Here is a 19,368-nt window from a genome sequence, read left to right on the forward strand (position 1 = left end):
GGTTAAAGGCTCCGTCCATGAAGATCGCGATAGGCCTTTTGCGCTCCATCCACCGGCAAGGCCGTCGCCTCATAGACGCCACGCGCCACGGCCCGCGCCATCACAATGGTGGCAAGATGGCAAAGTTCGGCGAAATGAACGCCGCCCTCAAGCGGCTTCTCGCCCGTCGCGGCCGCGAACATGGTGTCACCGTCACTCGGCAAATGGGCGGGCAGAACGGCGCGGGCCAACCCGTCATGCGCCATGATGGAAAGGCGATGTGCCTGCGCTTTCGTGAGTGCGGCATCCGTCACCACCGTACCGATGGTCGTTGCCGTGAGATTGACCCCCTTGAGGCGCAAGGCGGTATTTTCAGGCTCAAACCGTTGCGGAAAACCGCTTCCGCCAAACTCATCCGCCACCTCAAACGGAGCCGACCAGAAATGGCGGCTCGCGCCGAGGGTTGCCGAGCCAAGCGCATTGACGGCGACAATAGCCGCCACTTTATATCCGCCGGAACTGACAGCACTTGCCGACCCCAGCCCTCCCTTGAAGGTCGCGGTCGTTGCTCCCGTCCCGGCACCGACCGTCCCGAGTTCGAAGGGCGCCGCACGCGCCGCCTTGAAAGCCGCATATCCCATGTCGCGATAGGGCGAATGCAAACCCCAGTCCTTGTCGCCGCCATTCAGAAGATCCATGAGGATCGCCTGCGGCACGATGGGAACGCGGGTGGAACCGACCTGAAGGCCGCGGCCGATCTCGCGCAGCCCGGCCTGAACGCCGCCTGCCGCATCCAGCCCAAAGGCCGAGCCGCCCGACAGCACGAAGGCATCCACGGTTTCAACCGTCATCGCCGGGTCGAGCAGGCCCGTGTCACGCCCGCCAGGCGCACCGCCCAGAACAGAAACTGAGGCAATGGCGGGCTTTTCAAAAACAATCGCCGTAACACCGGAGCCGAGGGAAAGATCGGTAACATTACCGACCGAAACGCCGTCTATGTCAGTCAGAAGATTGGTGAGTGCCGCCATGCCTTTTCCCTTTTCTCCCGGTATCCCGCCACCATCAGGCACTGTCAACGCAAAACGTGACACGCCTGAGGTCGGCGACGAGCCGCGATCAGGAAAAAGCCGCAGTCCCGATCACGGGCGTCGAGGGAACGGCCATGTCCCGCGGCTCCAGCGGTCCGGAAAGATATGCCTGATGGCCGGCTTCTATCGCCAGAGCAAAAGCTTCGGCCATGCCCGCCGGGTCTCCCGCTCCCGCCACCGCCGTGTTGAGCAGAACGGCATCGTATCCAAGCTCCATTACGGTGACTGCATGCGACGGGCGGCCGATACCGGCATCAACGATCAAAGGTGTGTCGGGGAAACGCGCCCGCATGGATTTCAGCGCCGCCAGATTGAGCGGTCCCATGGCGCTACCAATCGGTGCGCACCACGGCATCAAAACCTTGCAGCCCGCCTCCAGCAGCTTCTCGGCGACGACCAGATCGTCGGTCGTATAGGGAAAGACCTCAAAACCATCGTCGCAGAGGATTTTCGCGGCTTCCACAAGCGCAAAGACATCGGGCTGCAGCGTATCGTGATGGCCGATGACCTCCAGCTTGATCCAGTTGGTGCGAAACACCTCGCGCGCCATCTTTGCCGTCAGCACAGCTTCCTTGGCGGTGTGGCAGCCAGCCGTATTCGGCAGGACGTTTCGATCCAGTTCGCGGATCAGTTCGAAAAACTGCCCGCCTTTCCTGCCGCCCGCCATTTCCCGGCGCAGCGAAATCGTCAGAATATCCGTGTTGCTGGCCCGGACCGCATCCGCGAGCACGGCGGGGGATGGGTATCGCGCCGTACCAAGGAGAAGACGGGACGAGATTTCACGGCCATAAAGCATCAGCATAGCTCAGCCTCCCTGCATCGGCGAGAGAATTTCGACACGGTCAAAATCCTTCAGTTGATAATCGGCGCGCTCTTCCGAGTGCACGAGTTCGCCATTCACCGCCGTCGCCAGCCAATCGCCTTCGTATTCGAGGCTGGCGAGCAGGCCGGCCAGCGTCTCGGCGGCGAGATCAAGCTCCTCGCCATTGACAAGAAGTTTCATGATCCTGTTCCTTCTGAGAGAGTTTGGCGAATGATGTCAGCCGCCTGCCGCGCCATGGCCGGAGAAAGCAGAAAGCCGTGCCGGTGCGCGCCGTTGATGAAAATGGTCCGGCAGTCCTGCATGACCTTGGGGAGATTGTCGGGATAAGCAGGACGCACACCCGTGCCGGATTCGATGATCCGAGCTTCCGCAAAAGCCGGATGCACGGCATAGGCGGCATTCAGGAACTCCATCATCGAACGGACGGAAATGGCCCCGGCATCCTCCGTCTCGATCATCGTGGCGCCCACCATGAAGCGGCCAGACTCGCGCGGGACGATGTAAAGCGGAATGCGCGGATGCAACAGCCGGACGGGACGGGAGAGGGATAGCTCCGACGTAGCGAGGTAGAGCATCTCTCCACGCACGCCGCGTAGGTTGGAAATTTCTCCCACTGCCGCAGCTCCGGTGCAGTCCACCACCCGGTCGAACAATCGTTCATCGACGGGGATGCCCATGTGGAACCGCACACCCATGGCAGAAAGCCGCTCATGCAGCGATTTCAGCGCGAGACGCGGATCGAGATGCCCCTCGCCCGGGAAATAAAGCCCGGAGCGGAAGCGATCCGCAAGATCAGGCTCCAGAGCGGCGATCTCGCCCTCATCCACCCAGCGATAACCGGTGGTCCGCGATGCGAAACGTGTGAGCTCTGCCCTGTCGCGTTCTGGCGCGACGACCAGCGTGCCATTGCGAACCACAAGGCCGGGAGTTGCCTCGTCCCACCAGTCAAGCGCCACCTTGCCAAGCGTCAGGACCGCTTCCTCCGCATTTTCGCGCTCGCACCAGGGCGCTAGCATGCCGCCGGCATAAAACGACGCTCCACGAGAAGGCTCGCCACTGCGCTCCGACACCTCGACAACAACGCCCCTCCGTGCCAATTCGAAGGCCGCCGTCAAACCGGCGACCCCCGTTCCCTTGACAAGGACGTGCATTTTATTCGGCATTCGCAGGCGTCGGAAGCGGCATGTAAAGCTCACCGCCTTCCTTGAAGCGCGCGGCCATGGCCTCAAGCCCCTCCTTCTGCGCCTCGGCGCGGATATCGTGGGAAATCCGCATCGAGCAGAATTTCGGTCCGCACATGGAGCAGAAATGCGCAACCTTGTGCGCCTCCTTCGGCAGCGTCTCGTCATGGAAGGACCGAGCCGTATCGGGATCGAGCGACAGGTTGAACTGATCCTCCCAGCGGAACTCGAACCTTGCACGTGACAACGCGTCGTCCCGCACTTTCGCGGCCGGATGACCCTTGGCAAGATCGGCGGCGTGAGCGGCGATCTTGTAGGTAATGACACCCACCTTCACGTCATTACGATCCGGCAGACCGAGGTGTTCCTTCGGCGTAACGTAGCAGAGCATGGCGGTCCCGAACCAGCCGATCATTGCAGCACCAATGCCAGACGTGATGTGGTCGTAACCGGGCGCAATGTCCGTGGTCAGCGGCCCAAGCGTATAGAAGGGCGCTTCGCCGCAGGTCTTCAACTGCTTGTCCATATTCTCCTTGATCTTGTGCATCGGCACGTGGCCGGGGCCTTCGATCATCACCTGGCAATCCTTTGCCCAGGCGATCTGCGTCAACTCGCCCAGCGTTTCCAGCTCCGCAAACTGCGCCGCATCATTGGCGTCAGCGATCGAGCCGGGACGCAGGCCATCGCCCAGCGAGAAGGAGACGTCGTAAGCGCGGCAGATGTCGCAAATCTCGTCGAAATGCTCATAGAGGAAACTTTCCTTGTGGTGATGCAGACACCACTTGGCCATGATCGAGCCGCCGCGTGAGACGATGCCGGTGACGCGGTTGACGGTGAGGGGTATGTAATGCAGCCGCACGCCGGCATGGATGGTGAAATAATCCACGCCCTGCTCCGCCTGCTCGATCAGCGTATCGCGGAACACTTCCCAATTGAGGTCTTCGGCAATGCCGTTCACCTTCTCCAGCGCCTGATAAAGCGGCACGGTACCGATCGGAACCGGCGAATTACGGATGATCCATTCGCGGATATTGTGGATGTTGCGGCCGGTTGAAAGGTCCATGACCGTATCCGCACCCCAGCGGATCGCCCAGACCATCTTCTCAACCTCTTCCGCCATTGAGGAGGTGACGGCGGAATTGCCGATATTGGCGTTGATCTTCACCAGAAAATTACGGCCGATGATCATCGGCTCAAGTTCAGGGTGGTTGATATTGGCTGGAATGATGGCGCGGCCCGACGCCACTTCCTGACGCACAAATTCCGCCGTGACATAATCAGGAATATGCGCGCCGAAACTCTCACCGTCACGCGCGAGCTTCTCCTTCGCTGCCTCGCGCCCGAGATTTTCGCGAATGGCGATGAATTCCATTTCGGGCGTGATAATGCCCGCCCGCGCATAGGCAAGTTGCGTCACCGCCTTGCCCGCCGTCGCTTTCAGCGGCTGATGACGTACACCAAATTCAGGCGTCAGGCGCTCACCGGTGGCAAAACCATTATCCTCCGGCTTGACGTGCCGACCCTCATAGGCCTCGACATCACCGCGCGCGACGATCCAGTCATGACGCAGACGCGGCAGACCCTTTTCGATAAGGACTGTATGAGCATGATCGGTATAAGGGCCGGAGGAATCATAGACCGTCACCGGCGGCTCGCCCGCCGTCGGGTGCACCGCGATCTCGCGCATCGGCACGCGGATATTCGGATGCAAAATTCCGGGCTTATGGATTTTCGTGGAGGCGGCATGCGGTCCGGTGGTGACCGTAAGCGGTATAGTCTTGGCAGCGATATTCATCTTGAGGCTCCAAAGTTTAACAGTGGAGACCCAGTTCGAGCCGGAATGATGGAAAATACCTGTGTGCCGAAACGCGGCGCCATGCGCCGCCCGACATCAGGTCTTTGCACCGTCCCTACGCCAGTATGAACTGGATCAGGTTCAACGGGTCACTGCGCATGAAAGCAGAATCTCAGCCCCTTGACGGGACACCCCTGGTGAATGGCCCCAGCAAAAAACACCCTTAGGCTTTTGTCAAGACCGGCGATCCATGCTTGGCAAAGGTGCGGGAATGGCGCATGCTGCCGTTAGTTGTAATTAACCTAACGGTTTAGGCGAATATTATCGTTTGCAACGTAACCATAAGCACAAACCATCCTGATGTGAAATTCATGGGAGATACGTCGGAATGAATGCGACTATACGTGAAATACTGGCAAAATTCGGCCAGCTTCCAACCCCCGTCGATACGATTGCAGATGAAGCCGATCTTTACGCGGCGGGCCTTTCTTCCTTTGCATCGGTGCAATTGATGCTCGGCATCGAAGAAGCATTCGATATCGAATTCCCGGACAATCTGCTGAACCGCAAGTCTTTCGCCAGCATCAAGGCCATTGAAGACACTGTTAAACTCATTCTCGATGGTAAAGAGGCAGCCTGATGAACGTCACCGTCGCGCCGCAGGATGAAACGCTGTCCGCGCGCGCGGGCCGTGTCGCGGCAATTGCCGCCAAATATGCGGACGAGGTGGATGTCACCGGTCGCTTTCCGCAGGAAGCCATTGATGCATTGAGGCAGGAACGTCTGCTCGGCATACAGGTCCCCTCACTGCTGGGCGGCGAAGGCGCCTCCCTTCAGGAAATCGCCGATATCTGCGCCCGGCTTGGGCAGGGCTGTTCGGCAACGGCGATGATTTTCGCCATGCACCACATCAAACTGTCGAGTCTTGTGGAACATGGAGAGGCGAGCGCATGGCACGCGGACTTCATGCGCCGCGTCGCCGGCGAACAGCTTCTGCTCGGTTCCGCCACCACCGAAGGCGGCATCGGCGGCAATCTGCGTAACTCCATCTGCGCAATCGAAGTCGAAGGTGATAGCTGCCGGCTGGAGAAGGACGCCACGGTCATTTCTTATGGCAGCAACGCCGATGCGATCCTGATTACGTCGCGCGCCCACAAGGATGCCGCGCCCGCCGATCAGGTGATGACCGTCTTCCTGAAAAACCAGTATACGCTTGAGAAGACCCATGTTTGGGATACGCTCGGCATGCGTGGCACCTGTTCGGACGGCTTCCTGTTCCGCGGCGAAGCGCCGGCGGCGCAGATTTTCCCAAAGCCTTTCGCAGAAATCGCTGCACAATCCATGCTTGCAAGCTCGCATCTGCTGTGGAGCGCCGTCTGGTATGGTATCGCGTCGGATGCGGTGCTGCGCGCCCAATCTTTTGTCAGAGCTGCGGCCCGCAAGTCGCCCGGAACGGCTCCTCCCGGCGCGATCCGCCTTGCCGAGGTTTCCACCAAGCTGCAGGTGGTGAAATCCAACATCATAGCCGGTATCAAGGCCTATGAGGACACCAAGAGCGATCCGGAAAAATTGATGTCGATGGCCTTTGCCGTTGCCATGAACAATGTGAAAATCTGCTCTTCGGAAACCATTCTCGAGATCATCCACCACGCCATGCTGGTCTGCGGCATCATGGGCTACAAGAATGGCACGCCCTACAGCCTCGGCCGGCATCTGCGCGACGCGCACTCCGCCCGTCTGATGATTTCCAACGACCGTATTCTCGGCAATTCCGCCAATCTCCTGCTGGTTCACAGGCAGGACACCAGCCTCTTGGGATAAGACCATGGACATGCAAACATCGTTCCTCGATCGACTGTTCGAAGAAGGCCTGCTGATTGAAACGGGTGTGGACGGTCTTTATGGACGCAGCGGCCAGTTCGAGGACGTGATTGCCGCTTTCGAGCGGCTGATCGACCGCACCGGTGGCGCCGATGGCGCTGAAGCGATCCGTTTCCCGCCCGGCATCAACCGCGCCTATTTCGAAAAAAGCGGTTACATGAAGAGCTTCCCGCAGCTCGCCGGCACGGTCCATTCCTTTTGCGGCTGCGAACTGGACCATGTCAGCCTGCTGAAGACCATGGATGAGGGCGGCGACTGGACCAAGGATCAGAAAGCAACCGATATCGTACTGACGCCAGCGGCCTGCTACCCGCTTTATCCAACGATCGCCAAGCGTGGCGCGCTGCCTGCCGGCGGCGGTCTCTATGACATCCAGTCCTATTGCTTCCGCCACGAGCCCTCCAAGGATCCGGCCCGCCAGCAGCTTTTCCGCATGCGCGAATATGTCTGCATGGGCACCGAGGCCAACGTCACCGAATTCCGCCAGACCTGGATGGATCGCGGCGTTGAGATGATGAAAGCGGTCGGGCTCGATGTCACCATCGATATCGCCAACGATCCTTTCTTCGGCCGCGCGGGCAAGATGCTCGCCAACAACCAGCGCGACCAGAACCTGAAATTCGAACTGTTGATCCCGGTCACGTCAACGACCAGCCCGACAGCCTGCATGAGCTTTAACTACCATCAGGACGCCTTCGGCCAGAAATGGGGTCTGAACCTCGATAATGGCGATGTCGCCCACACCGCCTGCGTCGGTTTCGGCCTTGAACGCATCGCGCTGGCACTGTTTGCCCATCACGGTCTCGATGTGAAGAAATGGCCTGCGAAAGTCGTGGAAACACTCTGGGGCTGATTATCCATGCAGCAGATTTTTCCCGGTCTCGATCCCAAAAACTATGTGCAGCATCCGCTTCATTCTTCCGAAAGAATGTGGCCGGAAACCAATTGCTATATTGATTTATGGATCGAGGTGCTGGCTTCGAAAGGCTTATCCCCGGAAGCCATGTTCGGTTTCACCCTGACGCAGGACTTCGAAGGCGACCAATTCACCTTCTTCAAGGTGCCGCTGGAAGACCTCGAAGCCCTTTATGGCGTTCGCGCCACCGAGCTTGCGATCTTCGATAAGGTGGAAAACCACATCGAGGCGCAGCTGGAACGCGGCCGCATCTGTCTGATCGAGATGGACAGTTTCTATATGCCCGATACCCATGGGGTGGGCTACCGCAAGGAACACGGCAAGACCACGATCGCCATCAACCGGCTCGATCTCGAAAAGCGGGAACTCGACTATTTCCACAATGCCGGCTTCTTCCATCTCTCCGGCGAGGACTTTGATGGGCTTTTCCAGCATCATCTGGCTGAAACCGACCCGCCTTTCCTGCCTTATACGGAATTTGCGAAATTCGCGGACGGCAATCCTTCGCCGGCGCATGTTCGCAAGACCGCCGAACGGCTCCTGAAGTTTCATTTTTCCCGGCGGCCATCCTCCAACCCGGTCCGGGCCTTTGCAAAGGTGTTTCCGGCACAGGTGGAAAAGGTCGCAGACCGGCCCTTCGGGTTTTTCCACAAATACGCGTTCAATACGCTACGCCAGCTCGGTGCCAATTTCGAACTGGCGGCAAGCCACTTCGAATGGTTGGACGCGGATAGTTTTTCTGAGGCAAAGAACCACGCGCTAAAAATCTCCGAGGTTGCCAAGACCGTGCAGTTCCAGCTTGCGCGCGCCGTCACCCGCCGCAAATTCGATGCGCTGGCCACCGTTCTCGATCCGGCCGCGGATGCATGGGATGGTCTGATGCAAAGCCTTGGCAAAAAACTGTCTGATGCCAGCGAGGCCGCGTGAGGACCTATCTTCCGGGTGAAAGCGAGGAATTGCTGAGCGAAGGCTGGACGCTGGCGCTGACGCCCGCCGATGCCTATGAAACGCCCTCCGATATTCCCGCCTCGCTCGAAAGCCTCCATGTCTCCGTTCCCGGAACCGTGGCGCAGGCTTTGGAAGCCGCTGAAAAGTTCGACCGCCTCGCTCCGACGCCCCTCAATGACAGGGACGCCTGGTACAGGCTGACGATGATTTCCGATGTCCGGGAGCGTGCCACCCTGCGCTTCGACGGTCTTTCCACCATCGCGGAGATCTTCTTCAACGGTGAGCTGATCGCGGCAAGCCAAAGCATGTTTGAAAGACTGGAAGTGCCTGTGGAACTGACGGGTGCGGATGAACTCGCGATCTGCTTCAGAGCGCTGGCACCCCGACTTGAAAAAACCGGTCCCCGCGCTCGCTGGCGGCCGCAAATGATGAATACGCAGGGGCTGCGGCTGATCCGCACCACTGCACTGGGTTATATGCCTGGATGGTGCCCGGAAATACACGCCGCCGGCCCATGGCGACCCATCAGCCTGATACGGCAGAACGGAATTCTCTGCACGCTGCAATCTTCGCTGGACGGGGCCGGAACGGGAACGGTCAGCATCGCGCTACAAGGTAGCCGCCCGATAAAGTCGGCAAAGCTTGGCTGCGCCGGTTACAGCGCCGATCTTTCTCTAGACGAAGGCGGCACACTTTCCGGCGAACTGCGCATAACTGATGTGGAGCAATGGTGGCCACACACGCATGGCAGGCCAACTCTGCATGACGTCGTTCTTGAGCTGGACGGCACGCAACATCGCCTTGCACGCACGGGCTTCCGGCAGGTCGAGATCGATCACGGCGAAGACGGTAAAGGTTTCGGCCTCAGGGTGAACGGTCAACCGGTGTTCTGCCGTGGCGCGGTCTGGACGACGGCCGACATCGTGCGCCTGCCGGGAACGAGGCCGGACTACGAGCCATGGCTTCGAAAAGCAGCGGAAGCGGGCATGAACATGATCCGCATCGGCGGCACCATGACCTATGAGACCCCGGAATTCTTCGCACTTTGCGACGAACTCGGCATCATGGTCTGGCAGGACGCCATGCTCGCCAATTTCGATTATCCGGCAAGGGACGAGAGTCTGCGCCAGCACATCGTCACGGAAATCTCGCAGTTCCTTGAAGCCACCGCGCTTTCTCCATCGCTCGCCATTTTTTGCGGTGGCAGTGAAATGTACCAGCAGGGCGCGATGCTCGGCCTTCCGGAACAGATATGGAAGGGAACGCTGACCGAAGAGGTTCTGCCGGAACTTCTTGCCGACAAGCGGCCGGACGCGGCCTATGTCGCTAATTCCCCCTCCGGCGGCGCATTGCCCTTTTTTCCGAACACCGGGGTCGGCCATTATTACGGCGTCGGCGCCTATTGCCGTCCGCTGGAAGATGCGCGTCGCGCCGGTCTGCGCTTTGCCGCAGAGTGCCTGGCCTTCGCCAATGTACCCGAACAGGAAACGCTGGACAGGTATCTACCCGGCGTGGCCGTGCACGATCCACGGTGGAAAGCGCATGCACCGCGTGATCGCGGCGCCTCCTGGGATTTCGAGGATGTTCGCGATCACTATCTGAAGCTGCTTTATGATGTCGAACCGGACGTTCTGCGGCGAGAAGACGGCGGTCTTTATCTCGACATGTCCCGGGCCGCGACGGCCGAAGTTATGGAGGCGACTTTCGCCGAATGGCGGCGCAGCGGTTCACCCTGCCAGGGCGCTCTTGTCTGGACCCTGCAGGACCTCCTTCCCGGTGCAGGCTGGGGTATCATCGATGCCACCGGCAGGCCGAAATCCGTCTGGCATGCGCTGAAAAGGGCGTTTCGCCCCGTCCAGGTCAATCTGCTCGACGAGGGCACGAACGGGTTGGACATTCAGCTGATCAACGAGACCGGCAACGCCTTGGAGGGCATGCTCGAACTCACCTGCCTGCGCGACGGCGCCCAACCCGTGGTTCATGCCAAGCGATCGATCACGCTGTCATCGCGACAGAGCCAGACGATTGCCGCGACTGATCTGTTCGGGGCGTTTTTCGATACGACCTACACTTACCGTTTCGGCCCGCCGTCCCATGATGTCACGGTGGCCCGGCTTCGCGACGTTGCGACCGGACAAGTCATTGCTGATGCATTCCATTTTCCGCTCGGCCGGAAAAAGGCGCTGCACGCGGCAAACCTCCAGGTCGCCATCAGCCAAAACAACGATATCTGGTCGCTTGAGATCGGCACTGACCGTCTGGCGCAGTCCGTCCATGTTGCCGCAGAAGGTTACCGCGCTTCGGAAAACTGGTTCCACCTTGCCCCCGACGAGAGCAGAAAGATCGGCCTTGTGCCGGAGACCGTAGGATCTCAGACGCCTCCTTCCGGTGACGTGGTGTCATTGGGGTCCAGACGACAATTTTCCTTTTAGGGCCACGCTCTTCACGGTCTCCATATAGGTTCTCTTCGCCTCAGGCGTGGAGAGGTTGTGGTCGGCATCGGGGATGATGGTCAGCGACACATTTCGATAGGCGGACAGCCCCTGCCCGTCGGCGTCGAAATAATAGCGGAAATGCTCCAGACCATCATCATTGTCGCTGTAAAGCAGATTGACGGCAGTCCCTTTTGCTTTCAGCAGATCGAAAGCGCGGTATACGGCCCGTCCCTCCTCGCTGCCACGGCGGAACAGCCTCGCCGTTTTTGTCGAAAGCTTCTTCATCGTCGCCTTGACGATATTCAATCCGGCACTGACAACATCCACATCGCCGCTGATGAGACGCTTGAACGTGGCGCCCTGACGAAACCGCTGACTGTATTCCCCAAAGGAGCGAGGCCGCTTGTGCAACGCCTCATCGACCGAACGGCCTTTCCGCCAGTGGAAGACAACCGGGTTCACGGCAACCACCGCTTCAATCCTGTCATCGACAAGCGCGCCATTAAAGGCAAGGTATGCGCCGCTACATCGGCCCGCCGCGATGAACGGACCATTGCTGCCCCGTTCGAGGAAATCGAGCGCGGCGGACACATCGTCATTCTGCGCGGCATCGTAAAGAACCTGATCCGGCACGCCTTTGACCGGCGGACTATCGGCAATGTTGGCCGCATCGAAACGGAGGGAAGCGACACCCTCCCGGGCAAGCGCCCGGGCGATCTGCACCGAAAGCCTGCCCCAGCCCGCGTGCCGGTCATAGGCCGCCCCGAGCAGCAAAACCGAGGAGACCGCACGCCGGTCGTCCGGTGTGCAGGAAACGCCAAAAAGTCGCCCGCCCTCACCAAACTGCACCGGCTGTTCGAAAAAACCCTGACCGCGCTGCGCCGCGTTGATGACGAAATCAGCCGGGCAGGCCGCGGAGCCTGAGGCCTGTGTCTGAGAAGAGACCCAGCCCACCAGCCGGCTCACCACATTTTCCGATATTTTCGACAGCGTGGGACTGGAAACGAGATCGTCATAGCCCGAAAATTCGGCCTCCTCCACCTCACCGCCGATTGCGGTGAGGTGTGTGGCGAAATCACCGTCCGTGACGCGGCCCGGCCTCGACAAAACGAGAATGCGGCGAGCCGGAGCGGCATCGAGATTCGAAAGATTGATCTTCTTGACGGTATCGGCCACACCGGCTGGCATCGCCATGCCGGCGATTGCACCAGCCTGTGGCATGCGTTGGCTGGCACGCAGGCCAAGTCCATCGTCGATCATCGAGGACCACATCGCCAGTTCGCGCAGATAGGCACGTCCTGAGACGACGGGTGCCAGAAACGCCATGGAACTGGCGGCTCCGGCAAGCGCCTCGGCAGCGATCGGGCAACCGAGGCCCTGGGCGATGACGACCACGCCCGAGCATCCGGAGAGGCGCCTGAGATAGTTCAGCGCCGCCCGCGTATCGGAAAGCCAGTCCGCCACGCGGCTCGCATCTTCCGGATCAAGTGCATCTCCGGTGCCAAGATAGTCAAACCGCAGGCTGGCGACGCCGCAAGCCGCAAGCCGTTCGGCCAGAACCCTTTGGAACTTGCGGCTGCAAAGCTCCTCCATGCCCCACGGACTGACAAAAAGAACGGCGTGTTCCTGCCGCAAGTCCTGGCGTGCCGGATGAAAAATACCCGCAAGCCCGTCAAAGGAAACCGGACGGGCGATCGTGCCGTCCGCCGCGGTGCCGGAAAGCAATAATGCATCGAGGGAAGAATTGCTGCTTGTATGCTCTGAAATATCTATTGCCATAGACCTTGCCACCATTGCGCCAGCGTCGGGCTCAACCATTACGGGATCACTATACCGAAGTGTCTTAATGCCTGTTCTACAATAAAAACAATAACATTAGAGAATCCTAAAAATACCATGTCGTCTGGATCGACGAAAACGCATGCGATGCAGACAGAATGGCTTCGCGTGGCGACAGGTCGCGTTTGAGCCGCTATTTTTCTCGAAACCGCTTGAATATGCTGATAAATAGCGAGTCACATACCTATTTGCAGGAGGAGGTTGCGCCACCCGGCCGCCGGATCATCTAGACACCGCGCAAACCAACACGCCGGGCCCGCCCCGACAGGTCATAGAAGTTTTATATGGAACAAAGCCTTACGCGTTACATCTGGTCGCATACCAAGCGGCAGCAGCTTTTCATTCTGCTGATCGTCGCCCTGTCCATGATCCCTTATTTCCTCGCCTTCGACCTGCCCAAGCAGATCGTCAACGGCCCCATTCAGGGAGACGGCTTCGAAGGAGCGAATGCAACCCAGCTCTTCATGCATCTCACGGTCGATATCCCGTATTGGGGCACCGTGACCCTGTTCCCGGGGCTTGAGCTCAACCGCATGTCGATGCTGATGGCGCTCAGCCTGACGTTCCTTGCGCTTGTTATCATCAATGGGCTCTTCAAATATTACATCAATACCTACAAGGGCCGGCTTGGCGAACGGCTTCTGCGGCGTATTCGCTTCGAACTTATCGACAAGATCCTGAGGTTTCCGCCCAGCCATTTCAAACGGGTGAAGGGTGCAGAAATCTCCAGCATGGTGAAGGACGAGGTAGAGCCGCTCGGCGGTTTTACCGGCGACGCCTTCGTGCAGCCGGCCCTTCTCGGCGGCCAGGCGCTCTCCGCCCTCTTCTTCATTCTCGTGCAGAACTTCTGGCTCGGCCTGATCGCGGCCTTCATGGCAGCAATTCAGGTCGGCATCATTCCCAAGATGCGCCGCCGCCTCATCGAACTCGGCCGTCAGCGGCAGCTGAGTGCACGCCAGCTCGCCGGACGTATCGGTGAAATGGTCGACGGCATCGGCACGATTCATGCCTATGACACGTCCAATTACGAGCGTGCGGATGCTTCGCATCGCCTCGGCGACATCTTCAAGATTCGCTACGATCTCTACCAGTGGAAGTTTCTGGTCAAATTCATCAATAACTTCCTTGCCCAGCTGACCCCCTTCTTCTTTTATGCGCTGGGCGGATATCTGACCCTGAAGGGCAGCCTCGATGTGGGGCAGCTGGTCGCCGTCATCAACGCCTATAAGGAACTGCCAGGTCCGCTGAAGGAGCTGATCGACTGGGATCAGGCCCGGCAGGATGTGCAGGTAAAGTACGAGCAGGTCTTCGAACAGTTCGATGCGCCGAACATGATCGACGAGAAGGTGCAGAAACTTTCTCCCGGTGCCGTCGCAGCCATCAGCGCACCGCTCGTCGTCGCCAATCTGACGCTCGAAGACGATAGCGGCAGCCGGCTTCTGGAACAGGCATCCCTCAAGATCGAGCCGGGTGAGGTTATCGCCATCGTCGGTGGTGCGGGAGGCGAGGCACTGGCGGATGCGATAGGCCGCACGCTCTGGCCGAGCTCAGGCAAGATCAGCATCAACGACGTCGACATTCTGGAATTGCCGGAATCGCTGACGGGACGGCGCATCTCCTACGTGTCCTCGGACAGCTATTTCTTCCATGCCAGCCTGAAGGACAACCTGCTATACGGTCTCAAACACGCGCCGCTTGCAGAGAAAAACTATGAGGGCCCGGCGCTGGACCATCGCAAATGGGAAATCCGTGAAGCGAAGATGGCCGGCAATCCGCTGATCGACATCAACAGCGAATGGATCGATTATGCTTCGAGTCCGGCAGGCGACGGCAAACCGGAAAATCTCATACAGGCGATTCTAGCTGTTCTCGACAGTGTGGAACTGTCGCAGGACATTCTGGAATTCGCCCTGCGATCGTCGATCGACCCGTTGACAGACCTGCATCTCGCCGCCCGGATCGTTGAATTGCGACATGTCCTGCGCGCCGAGCTGGAAAAGGAAAATCTGAGCGGCCTGATCGCGCCTTTCGAGCTGGAGAGCTACAATAGCGAGGCGACGGTCGGCGAAAACCTGCTTTTCGGCACCATGCGGGACTCGTCCCAGTCAATCAGGACGGTCATCGAAAGCGACTATTTCCGCTCTTTGATGCGCGAGACCGGCCTGGTCAAAACCCTGTTCGAAATGGGCTACACGATCGCCGAGAACATCGTGGAAATCTTCGCCGATCTGCCGGGGGATCACCCCTTCTTCCAGCAGCTCACCTTCATGACGCCTGACGATATTCCTGTCTATCAGCAGATGCTGCAACGCCTTCAGGGCCGGAATTTCGACGAGGCCAATGAAAGCGAAAAACGCGCGATGCTGCGGCTGAGCTTCTTCTATATCGAGCCCCGCCAGCGTTTCGGCCTGCTGACGCCGGAAATCATGAACCGCATCGTCGAGGTCCGGCACATGTTCCACGAGAAGCTGCCCGACAGTCTGAAAAATGTGATCGAAATCTACGATCCGACCAAATACATGAGCGCCACCAGTCTTCTGGATAATATTCTCTTCGGCAAGGTAAGCCACCGCTACACCGATGCTTCAAGGCGCATCACCCGCATCGTTGCTGACGTCATGCGCAAGCAGGGCGTTTACGAACGGGTGCTGGCGGTGGGTCTGGATTTCAATCTGGGTGCAGGCGGCAAGCGGCTAGGCCCGCTACAGCGCCAGAAGCTTAATCTGGCAAGGGCGCTGATCCGGAAATCCGACATTTACGTCTTCAACCGCCCGCTTCCGGGCCTCGACCCGAGACAGCAGGAAGAAATTGTTGAACGGGTCATCACACTCCTGAAACAGAACAACAATAACCCCTCGATCATATGGGTTCTGTCGAATGCGCACCTCTCGCGCATGTTCGAGAGGGTCATCGTTGTTCATCAGGGGCTGATCACCGCTGACGGAAGTTACGAGACTCTGGTCGAGGAAAACGGTACATTCAAGGAGATGGTCGCGACATAATTCCAAGAATGTGACCGAGGTGGAACAATAACAGGGTAAGGCAATGCTGTTCAAAGACGAAATTCAGATGCTGAAAAGGGTGCCGTTTTTTTCCGAAATGGAACCCTCCAAGTTGAAACTGCTCGCATTCGCATCGGACCGCGTTTCCTATCACGCCGGCGACGTGCTGTTCCGGCAGGGTGACGTCGGCGACGCGGCCTATGTGCTGCTGACTGGAAAGGTGGATGTTCTGGTCGATTCTCCCTCTGGCACTTTGAAAGTGGCGGAAATGACCGGCAACGCCATCGTCGGGGAAATCGCAATTCTCTGCGACAGCGTCAGAACCGCCACCGTCCGCGCCTCCACCAATGTGGAAGCTCTTCGGATCGGCAAGGAACAATTCTTCAAGCTGATGTCTGATTTCCCCGATATCACTATCAAGGTCATGCGCGTTCTGGCCGAACGTCTCACCCAGACGACGGCTGAACTCAGCAAAGCCAGGACAAACGCCAGAACATAAGCGGCAATTCTATGCTACCCCGGCGGTCGATATTGGAAAAATAAATGTCGTACTATTGCAATATAAATGAAATGCTGACTGAATAAGGGGTAAAGGCATCCGCCCGAAAAGGGCGGGAAATAAGATCTATAGAGACAACGGGCTTCATGGGAGGAAAGCGTGCAAGATTCCGTTGTCATTGGGGTGTGTCATGGCGTTCAATTCCGACACTGCGGGTCGGGAAAGTAACAGAAATTTTCGGGTGAAGATCTGGGGGGCGCGGGGAACGCTTCCTGTTTCAGGTGAAAACTTCCGAAAATACGGTGGGAATACCATCTGCATCGAGGTTCGATGCGGCGACCATGTCCTTTTGTTCGATGCGGGGTCGGGACTTCATCCTGCGGGCATGGCGCTTCGGGCGGAGGGGGTTACCGACGTCGATCTTTTCTTCTCCCATTGCCACTACGACCACATTGTCGGTTTTCCCTATTTCAAGCCATTCTATAATAGCTGCAATGACGTCTCGATTTGGTCGGGTCATCTCGCGGGCGCCATGACGACACGGGAAATGCTCAAGGACTTCATGAGCCCGCCCTGGTTTCCCGTGCCGCTGGAAATTTGCTGCGCAAAAATCGACACGCGGGATTTCATGCCCGGTGATACCCTAGACGTCCATCCGGGCCTCTCGATCCGAACCGGCATGCTGAACCATCCTGGCAACGCCGTCGGATACCGGCTGGACTGGGAGGGAAAGTCCCTCGCCATCATCACCGATACCGAACACGAGCCCGGCGGCATCGACGAAACTGTGCTTGATCTCATCCGGGATACCGATCTTTTCCTTTATGACGCCATGTTTACCGATGACGAGATGGGCCTTTATCGCGGCTATGGCCATTCGTCCTGGCAGCAGGCGATCCGCCTCGCCCAGTTGGCCGATGCGAAAAATGTCGGTTTCATCCATCACGCCCCAAGCCGCAGCGACGAAGAGCTGGACATGATCGAAAAACAGGCGAAAGCCCTGTTCAGCGGCGCATTCGCAGCCATGGACGGTCAGGTCATCGAAATCTGATAGCCGCCGTCATGGTGTTTTTGACTTCGCGTGACTATTTGACCGGAAATCTGAAGGGGCCTCACCAGTCATTGGTGGCTTCGGGTACTTAAACACGCATAATTGACCATCGCCGCTCGTTTGCTCCACGATATTGCCACGAGATGTCATGCACTAAAGACGCGACGATCGACCGACTGATGATTCTGGGCCGAACGACCTCACGATGGGATTTGCATGATCCGTTTCTTTTCGGAAACCAGTTTGAGACGCGCCCGGATTTTATCCGGCCTGATTATATTTGCCTTTGTCTTTTCGCATCTTTTCAATCATTCCCTTGCGCTCATTTCCATCGACACCGCCGAACGGGCACGAAAATGGTTCAGCCTCATCTGGCTCAACCCTGTTAGCAGCCTGCTTTTCTACGGCTCGGTCCTGGTGCATGTCAGCCTGGTCCTGCGCTCGCTTTACCAGCGCCGAACGTTGCGCATGCCGCTTCGTGAAGCGCTTCAGGTCATCTTCGGCCTGTCGATCCCCTTCCTCATTCTGAGCCATGCAGTGAATATCCGCGTGTCGCACATGCTCTACGGCATCGACATCGGTTATTATACCGTCGTCCGCCGGCTCTGGATCAACAATCCCATGGGTGGCGCGTGGCAAAGTCTCGCCCTGATCGTCATCTGGATACACGGATGTATCGGCCTCTATTTCTGGCTGCGTTATCGCGACTGGTACCCGAAAATCGCCGGCATCTTCATGACCATAGCTGTAATGCTGCCGCTTCTGGCGCTGCTGGGCTTCAGTGATGCCGGCCGTTGGCTCGAGGAAGTCGACCGCAAATATGCGCTCCCTCCGGGACTGGGCGACACCATCGTTCAGAGAGACGAACTTCCGCTGCAGCGGGAGATGGAAACACGAATCCGGTTTATCACCGGGACGACAGAGGCGATTTTTGCCGGCGCGGTGATGCTGGTCTTCGCGATGCGCGGTGTAAGAAGCTGGCGACAGCGGTTGACGGCCATCGAAATCCGCTACGAACATGGTGCGCAGGCGCGCGTGCCGGCGGGACTCAGCATTCTGGAAGCCAGCCGTCTGGCAGGCATCCCGCATTATTCCGTATGCGGCGGTAAAGGACGATGTTCGACCTGCCGGGTTAGAGTCATGGAAAGCAAGGGGCCGCTCCCTCCACCCGGAGACATCGAGCAAACCACATTAAGGCGCATCCATGCCGATTCGGATGTGCGGCTCGGCTGCCAGCTGCGTCCCACCCATGATCTCGGCGTTGCCCTTCTGGTTTCACCGCCCCAGCACAGTGACCTGCCGGCGGACGCCCAGCCGGCCCGGCCGGGCCGGGAAGAGGAGATCGCCATTCTCTTCTGCGATCTGCGCAATTTCACAACTTTGTCGGAAGCGAAGCTGCCCTACGATGTCGTCTTTCTCCTGAACCGCTATTTCACCATCGTCGGCCAGGCCGTCGAACAGGCAGGGGGCCATCTCGACAAATTTATCGGTGACGGCGCCATGGCGCTTTTTGGACTAGGCGACGACAGCCAGCACGCCTGTCGCAATGCCATGAAGGCGGCAGCAATCATATTGCGCGATATTGCGATCCTGAACGAAGGGCTGGAGAAACAATTCGCCGTGCGTCTTGAGGTGGTGGTTGGCATTCACGCAGGTCCGAGCATCGTCGGGGTCATGGGATATGGGGCTGCCAAAACGCTGACGGCCATTGGCGATACCGTCAACGTGGCAAGCAGGCTTGAATCCAAAGCCAAGGAATTTGGCGCCGCAATCGTGGTCTCCGAACCGGCCATCATACAGGCGGGACAGGATATTACCGATCTCAGAAGCGAACAGGTCGCCATTCGCGGTCGAAACTCACAAATGAAGGTGTTTCTACTCTCGGAGGAAGAGAGCGAACGCTATTTGTGACAGGACCCGGAAGTTTGGGG

The 19,368-nt window shown here is 58.5% G+C and carries 14 protein-coding genes, 1 pseudogene and 1 riboswitch; of the genes and pseudogenes, 9 read left to right on the forward strand and 6 right to left on the reverse strand.

Annotated features, from left to right (window positions below):
* Window positions 1-2: 2 nt before the first annotated feature.
* From AGR2A_RS00085 to thiC, 5 genes and pseudogenes are all read right to left on the reverse strand, one after another.
* Entirely contained in the window at window positions 3-1,007 is a 1,005-nt protein-coding gene (locus AGR2A_RS00085; RefSeq protein ID WP_072495104.1) for a P1 family peptidase, read from the reverse strand.
* A gap of 88 nt (window positions 1,008-1,095) precedes the next feature.
* A complete protein-coding gene (locus tag AGR2A_RS00090; RefSeq protein ID WP_072495105.1) occupies window positions 1,096-1,869 on the reverse strand; it encodes a thiazole synthase in 774 nt (257 codons plus the stop codon).
* Window positions 1,870-1,872: 3 nt separating this feature from the next.
* Window positions 1,873-2,070 (reverse strand): sulfur carrier protein ThiS, encoded by a 198-nt coding sequence (gene thiS / locus AGR2A_RS00095; protein WP_072495106.1) that lies wholly within the window; start codon window positions 2,068-2,070, stop codon window positions 1,873-1,875.
* Window positions 2,039-3,041: pseudogene (gene thiO / locus AGR2A_RS00100) on the reverse strand (glycine oxidase ThiO). Before thiO ends, thiS begins: the two are co-directional and overlap by 32 nt.
* 1 nt (window position 3,042) lies before the next feature.
* The gene (gene thiC / locus AGR2A_RS00105) at window positions 3,043-4,866 is read right to left on the reverse strand and encodes a phosphomethylpyrimidine synthase ThiC (protein ID WP_072495108.1); all 1,824 of its coding nucleotides are present in this window, start codon (window positions 4,864-4,866) and stop codon (window positions 3,043-3,045) included.
* Between the two features lie 94 nt (window positions 4,867-4,960).
* Window positions 4,961-5,072, reverse strand: a riboswitch (TPP riboswitch).
* 182 nt (window positions 5,073-5,254) lie between these two features.
* On the opposite strand from thiC, the gene AGR2A_RS00110 reads away from it, so the two are divergent.
* From AGR2A_RS00110 to AGR2A_RS00130, 5 genes are read left to right on the forward strand one after another with little or no spacing between them, the layout of a single operon-like run.
* Complete coding sequence (locus AGR2A_RS00110) at window positions 5,255-5,506, forward strand: acyl carrier protein (RefSeq protein ID WP_003504852.1); 252 nt, start codon at window positions 5,255-5,257, stop codon at window positions 5,504-5,506.
* Window positions 5,506-6,687: an acyl-CoA dehydrogenase family protein gene (locus tag AGR2A_RS00115; protein WP_072495109.1), complete on the forward strand. Its 1,182-nt coding sequence runs from the start codon at window positions 5,506-5,508 to the stop codon at window positions 6,685-6,687. The genes AGR2A_RS00110 and AGR2A_RS00115 overlap by 1 nt, the downstream gene beginning before the upstream one ends.
* A 4-nt stretch (window positions 6,688-6,691) precedes the next feature.
* On the forward strand, window positions 6,692-7,600 hold the full coding sequence (locus AGR2A_RS00120) for an amino acid--[acyl-carrier-protein] ligase (protein ID WP_004443662.1): 909 nt from the start codon (window positions 6,692-6,694) through the stop codon (window positions 7,598-7,600).
* A gap of 6 nt (window positions 7,601-7,606) precedes the next feature.
* Window positions 7,607-8,590 carry a DUF1839 family protein gene (locus tag AGR2A_RS00125; RefSeq protein ID WP_006699104.1) on the forward strand — a complete coding sequence of 328 codons (984 nt, stop codon included), beginning with the start codon at window positions 7,607-7,609 and terminating at the stop codon, window positions 8,588-8,590.
* Window positions 8,587-11,043 carry a glycoside hydrolase family 2 protein gene (locus tag AGR2A_RS00130; protein WP_072495110.1) on the forward strand — a complete coding sequence of 819 codons (2,457 nt, stop codon included), beginning with the start codon at window positions 8,587-8,589 and terminating at the stop codon, window positions 11,041-11,043. Before AGR2A_RS00125 ends, AGR2A_RS00130 begins: the two co-directional genes overlap by 4 nt.
* Here AGR2A_RS00130 and AGR2A_RS00135 read toward each other — a convergent pair.
* Window positions 11,011-12,825, reverse strand: a complete 1,815-nt coding sequence (locus AGR2A_RS00135) for an alpha/beta fold hydrolase (RefSeq protein WP_185933297.1) — start codon at window positions 12,823-12,825, stop codon at window positions 11,011-11,013. The two genes, AGR2A_RS00130 and AGR2A_RS00135, sit on opposite strands and share 33 nt — an antisense overlap.
* A gap of 344 nt (window positions 12,826-13,169) precedes the next feature.
* On the opposite strand from AGR2A_RS00135, the gene AGR2A_RS00140 reads away from it, so the two are divergent.
* From AGR2A_RS00140 to AGR2A_RS00155, 4 genes are all read left to right on the forward strand, one after another.
* Complete coding sequence (locus tag AGR2A_RS00140) at window positions 13,170-15,887, forward strand: ABC transporter ATP-binding protein (RefSeq protein ID WP_072495112.1); 2,718 nt, start codon at window positions 13,170-13,172, stop codon at window positions 15,885-15,887.
* A 43-nt stretch (window positions 15,888-15,930) separates the two neighbouring features.
* Window positions 15,931-16,386: a cyclic nucleotide-binding domain-containing protein gene (locus AGR2A_RS00145; protein WP_004443676.1), complete on the forward strand. Its 456-nt coding sequence runs from the start codon at window positions 15,931-15,933 to the stop codon at window positions 16,384-16,386.
* A 190-nt stretch (window positions 16,387-16,576) separates the two neighbouring features.
* The gene (locus tag AGR2A_RS00150; RefSeq protein ID WP_051634456.1) at window positions 16,577-17,437 is read left to right on the forward strand and encodes an MBL fold metallo-hydrolase; all 861 of its coding nucleotides are present in this window, start codon (window positions 16,577-16,579) and stop codon (window positions 17,435-17,437) included.
* A gap of 216 nt (window positions 17,438-17,653) precedes the next feature.
* Entirely contained in the window at window positions 17,654-19,348 is a 1,695-nt protein-coding gene (locus AGR2A_RS00155; protein ID WP_072495113.1) for an adenylate/guanylate cyclase domain-containing protein, read from the forward strand.
* Window positions 19,349-19,368: the final 20 nt, after the last annotated feature.

Source organism: Agrobacterium genomosp. 2 str. CFBP 5494, assembly GCF_900013495.1.
GTDB classification, from domain to species: domain Bacteria; phylum Pseudomonadota; class Alphaproteobacteria; order Rhizobiales; family Rhizobiaceae; genus Agrobacterium; species Agrobacterium pusense.

Excerpts from the sequence above, each read along its gene's own strand:
- AGR2A_RS00155 (WP_072495113.1), top strand. The coding sequence starts at position 17,654 with ATGATCCGTTTCTTTTCGGAAACCAGTTTGAGACGCGCCCGGATTTTA.
- AGR2A_RS00120 (WP_004443662.1), top strand. The coding sequence starts at position 6,692 with ATGGACATGCAAACATCGTTCCTCGATCGACTGTTCGAAGAAGGCCTG.
- AGR2A_RS00085 (WP_072495104.1), bottom strand. The coding sequence starts at position 1,007 with ATGGCGGCACTCACCAATCTTCTGACTGACATAGACGGCGTTTCGGTC.
- AGR2A_RS00090 (WP_072495105.1), bottom strand. The coding sequence starts at position 1,869 with ATGCTGATGCTTTATGGCCGTGAAATCTCGTCCCGTCTTCTCCTTGGT.
- AGR2A_RS00150 (WP_051634456.1), top strand. The coding sequence starts at position 16,577 with ATGGCGTTCAATTCCGACACTGCGGGTCGGGAAAGTAACAGAAATTTT.
- thiS (WP_072495106.1), bottom strand. The coding sequence starts at position 2,070 with ATGAAACTTCTTGTCAATGGCGAGGAGCTTGATCTCGCCGCCGAGACG.
- AGR2A_RS00145 (WP_004443676.1), top strand. The coding sequence starts at position 15,931 with ATGCTGTTCAAAGACGAAATTCAGATGCTGAAAAGGGTGCCGTTTTTT.
- AGR2A_RS00110 (WP_003504852.1), top strand. The coding sequence starts at position 5,255 with ATGAATGCGACTATACGTGAAATACTGGCAAAATTCGGCCAGCTTCCA.
- thiC (WP_072495108.1), bottom strand. The coding sequence starts at position 4,866 with ATGAATATCGCTGCCAAGACTATACCGCTTACGGTCACCACCGGACCG.
- AGR2A_RS00115 (WP_072495109.1), top strand. The coding sequence starts at position 5,506 with ATGAACGTCACCGTCGCGCCGCAGGATGAAACGCTGTCCGCGCGCGCG.
- AGR2A_RS00140 (WP_072495112.1), top strand. The coding sequence starts at position 13,170 with ATGGAACAAAGCCTTACGCGTTACATCTGGTCGCATACCAAGCGGCAG.
- AGR2A_RS00135 (WP_185933297.1), bottom strand. The coding sequence starts at position 12,825 with ATGGCAATAGATATTTCAGAGCATACAAGCAGCAATTCTTCCCTCGAT.
- AGR2A_RS00125 (WP_006699104.1), top strand. The coding sequence starts at position 7,607 with ATGCAGCAGATTTTTCCCGGTCTCGATCCCAAAAACTATGTGCAGCAT.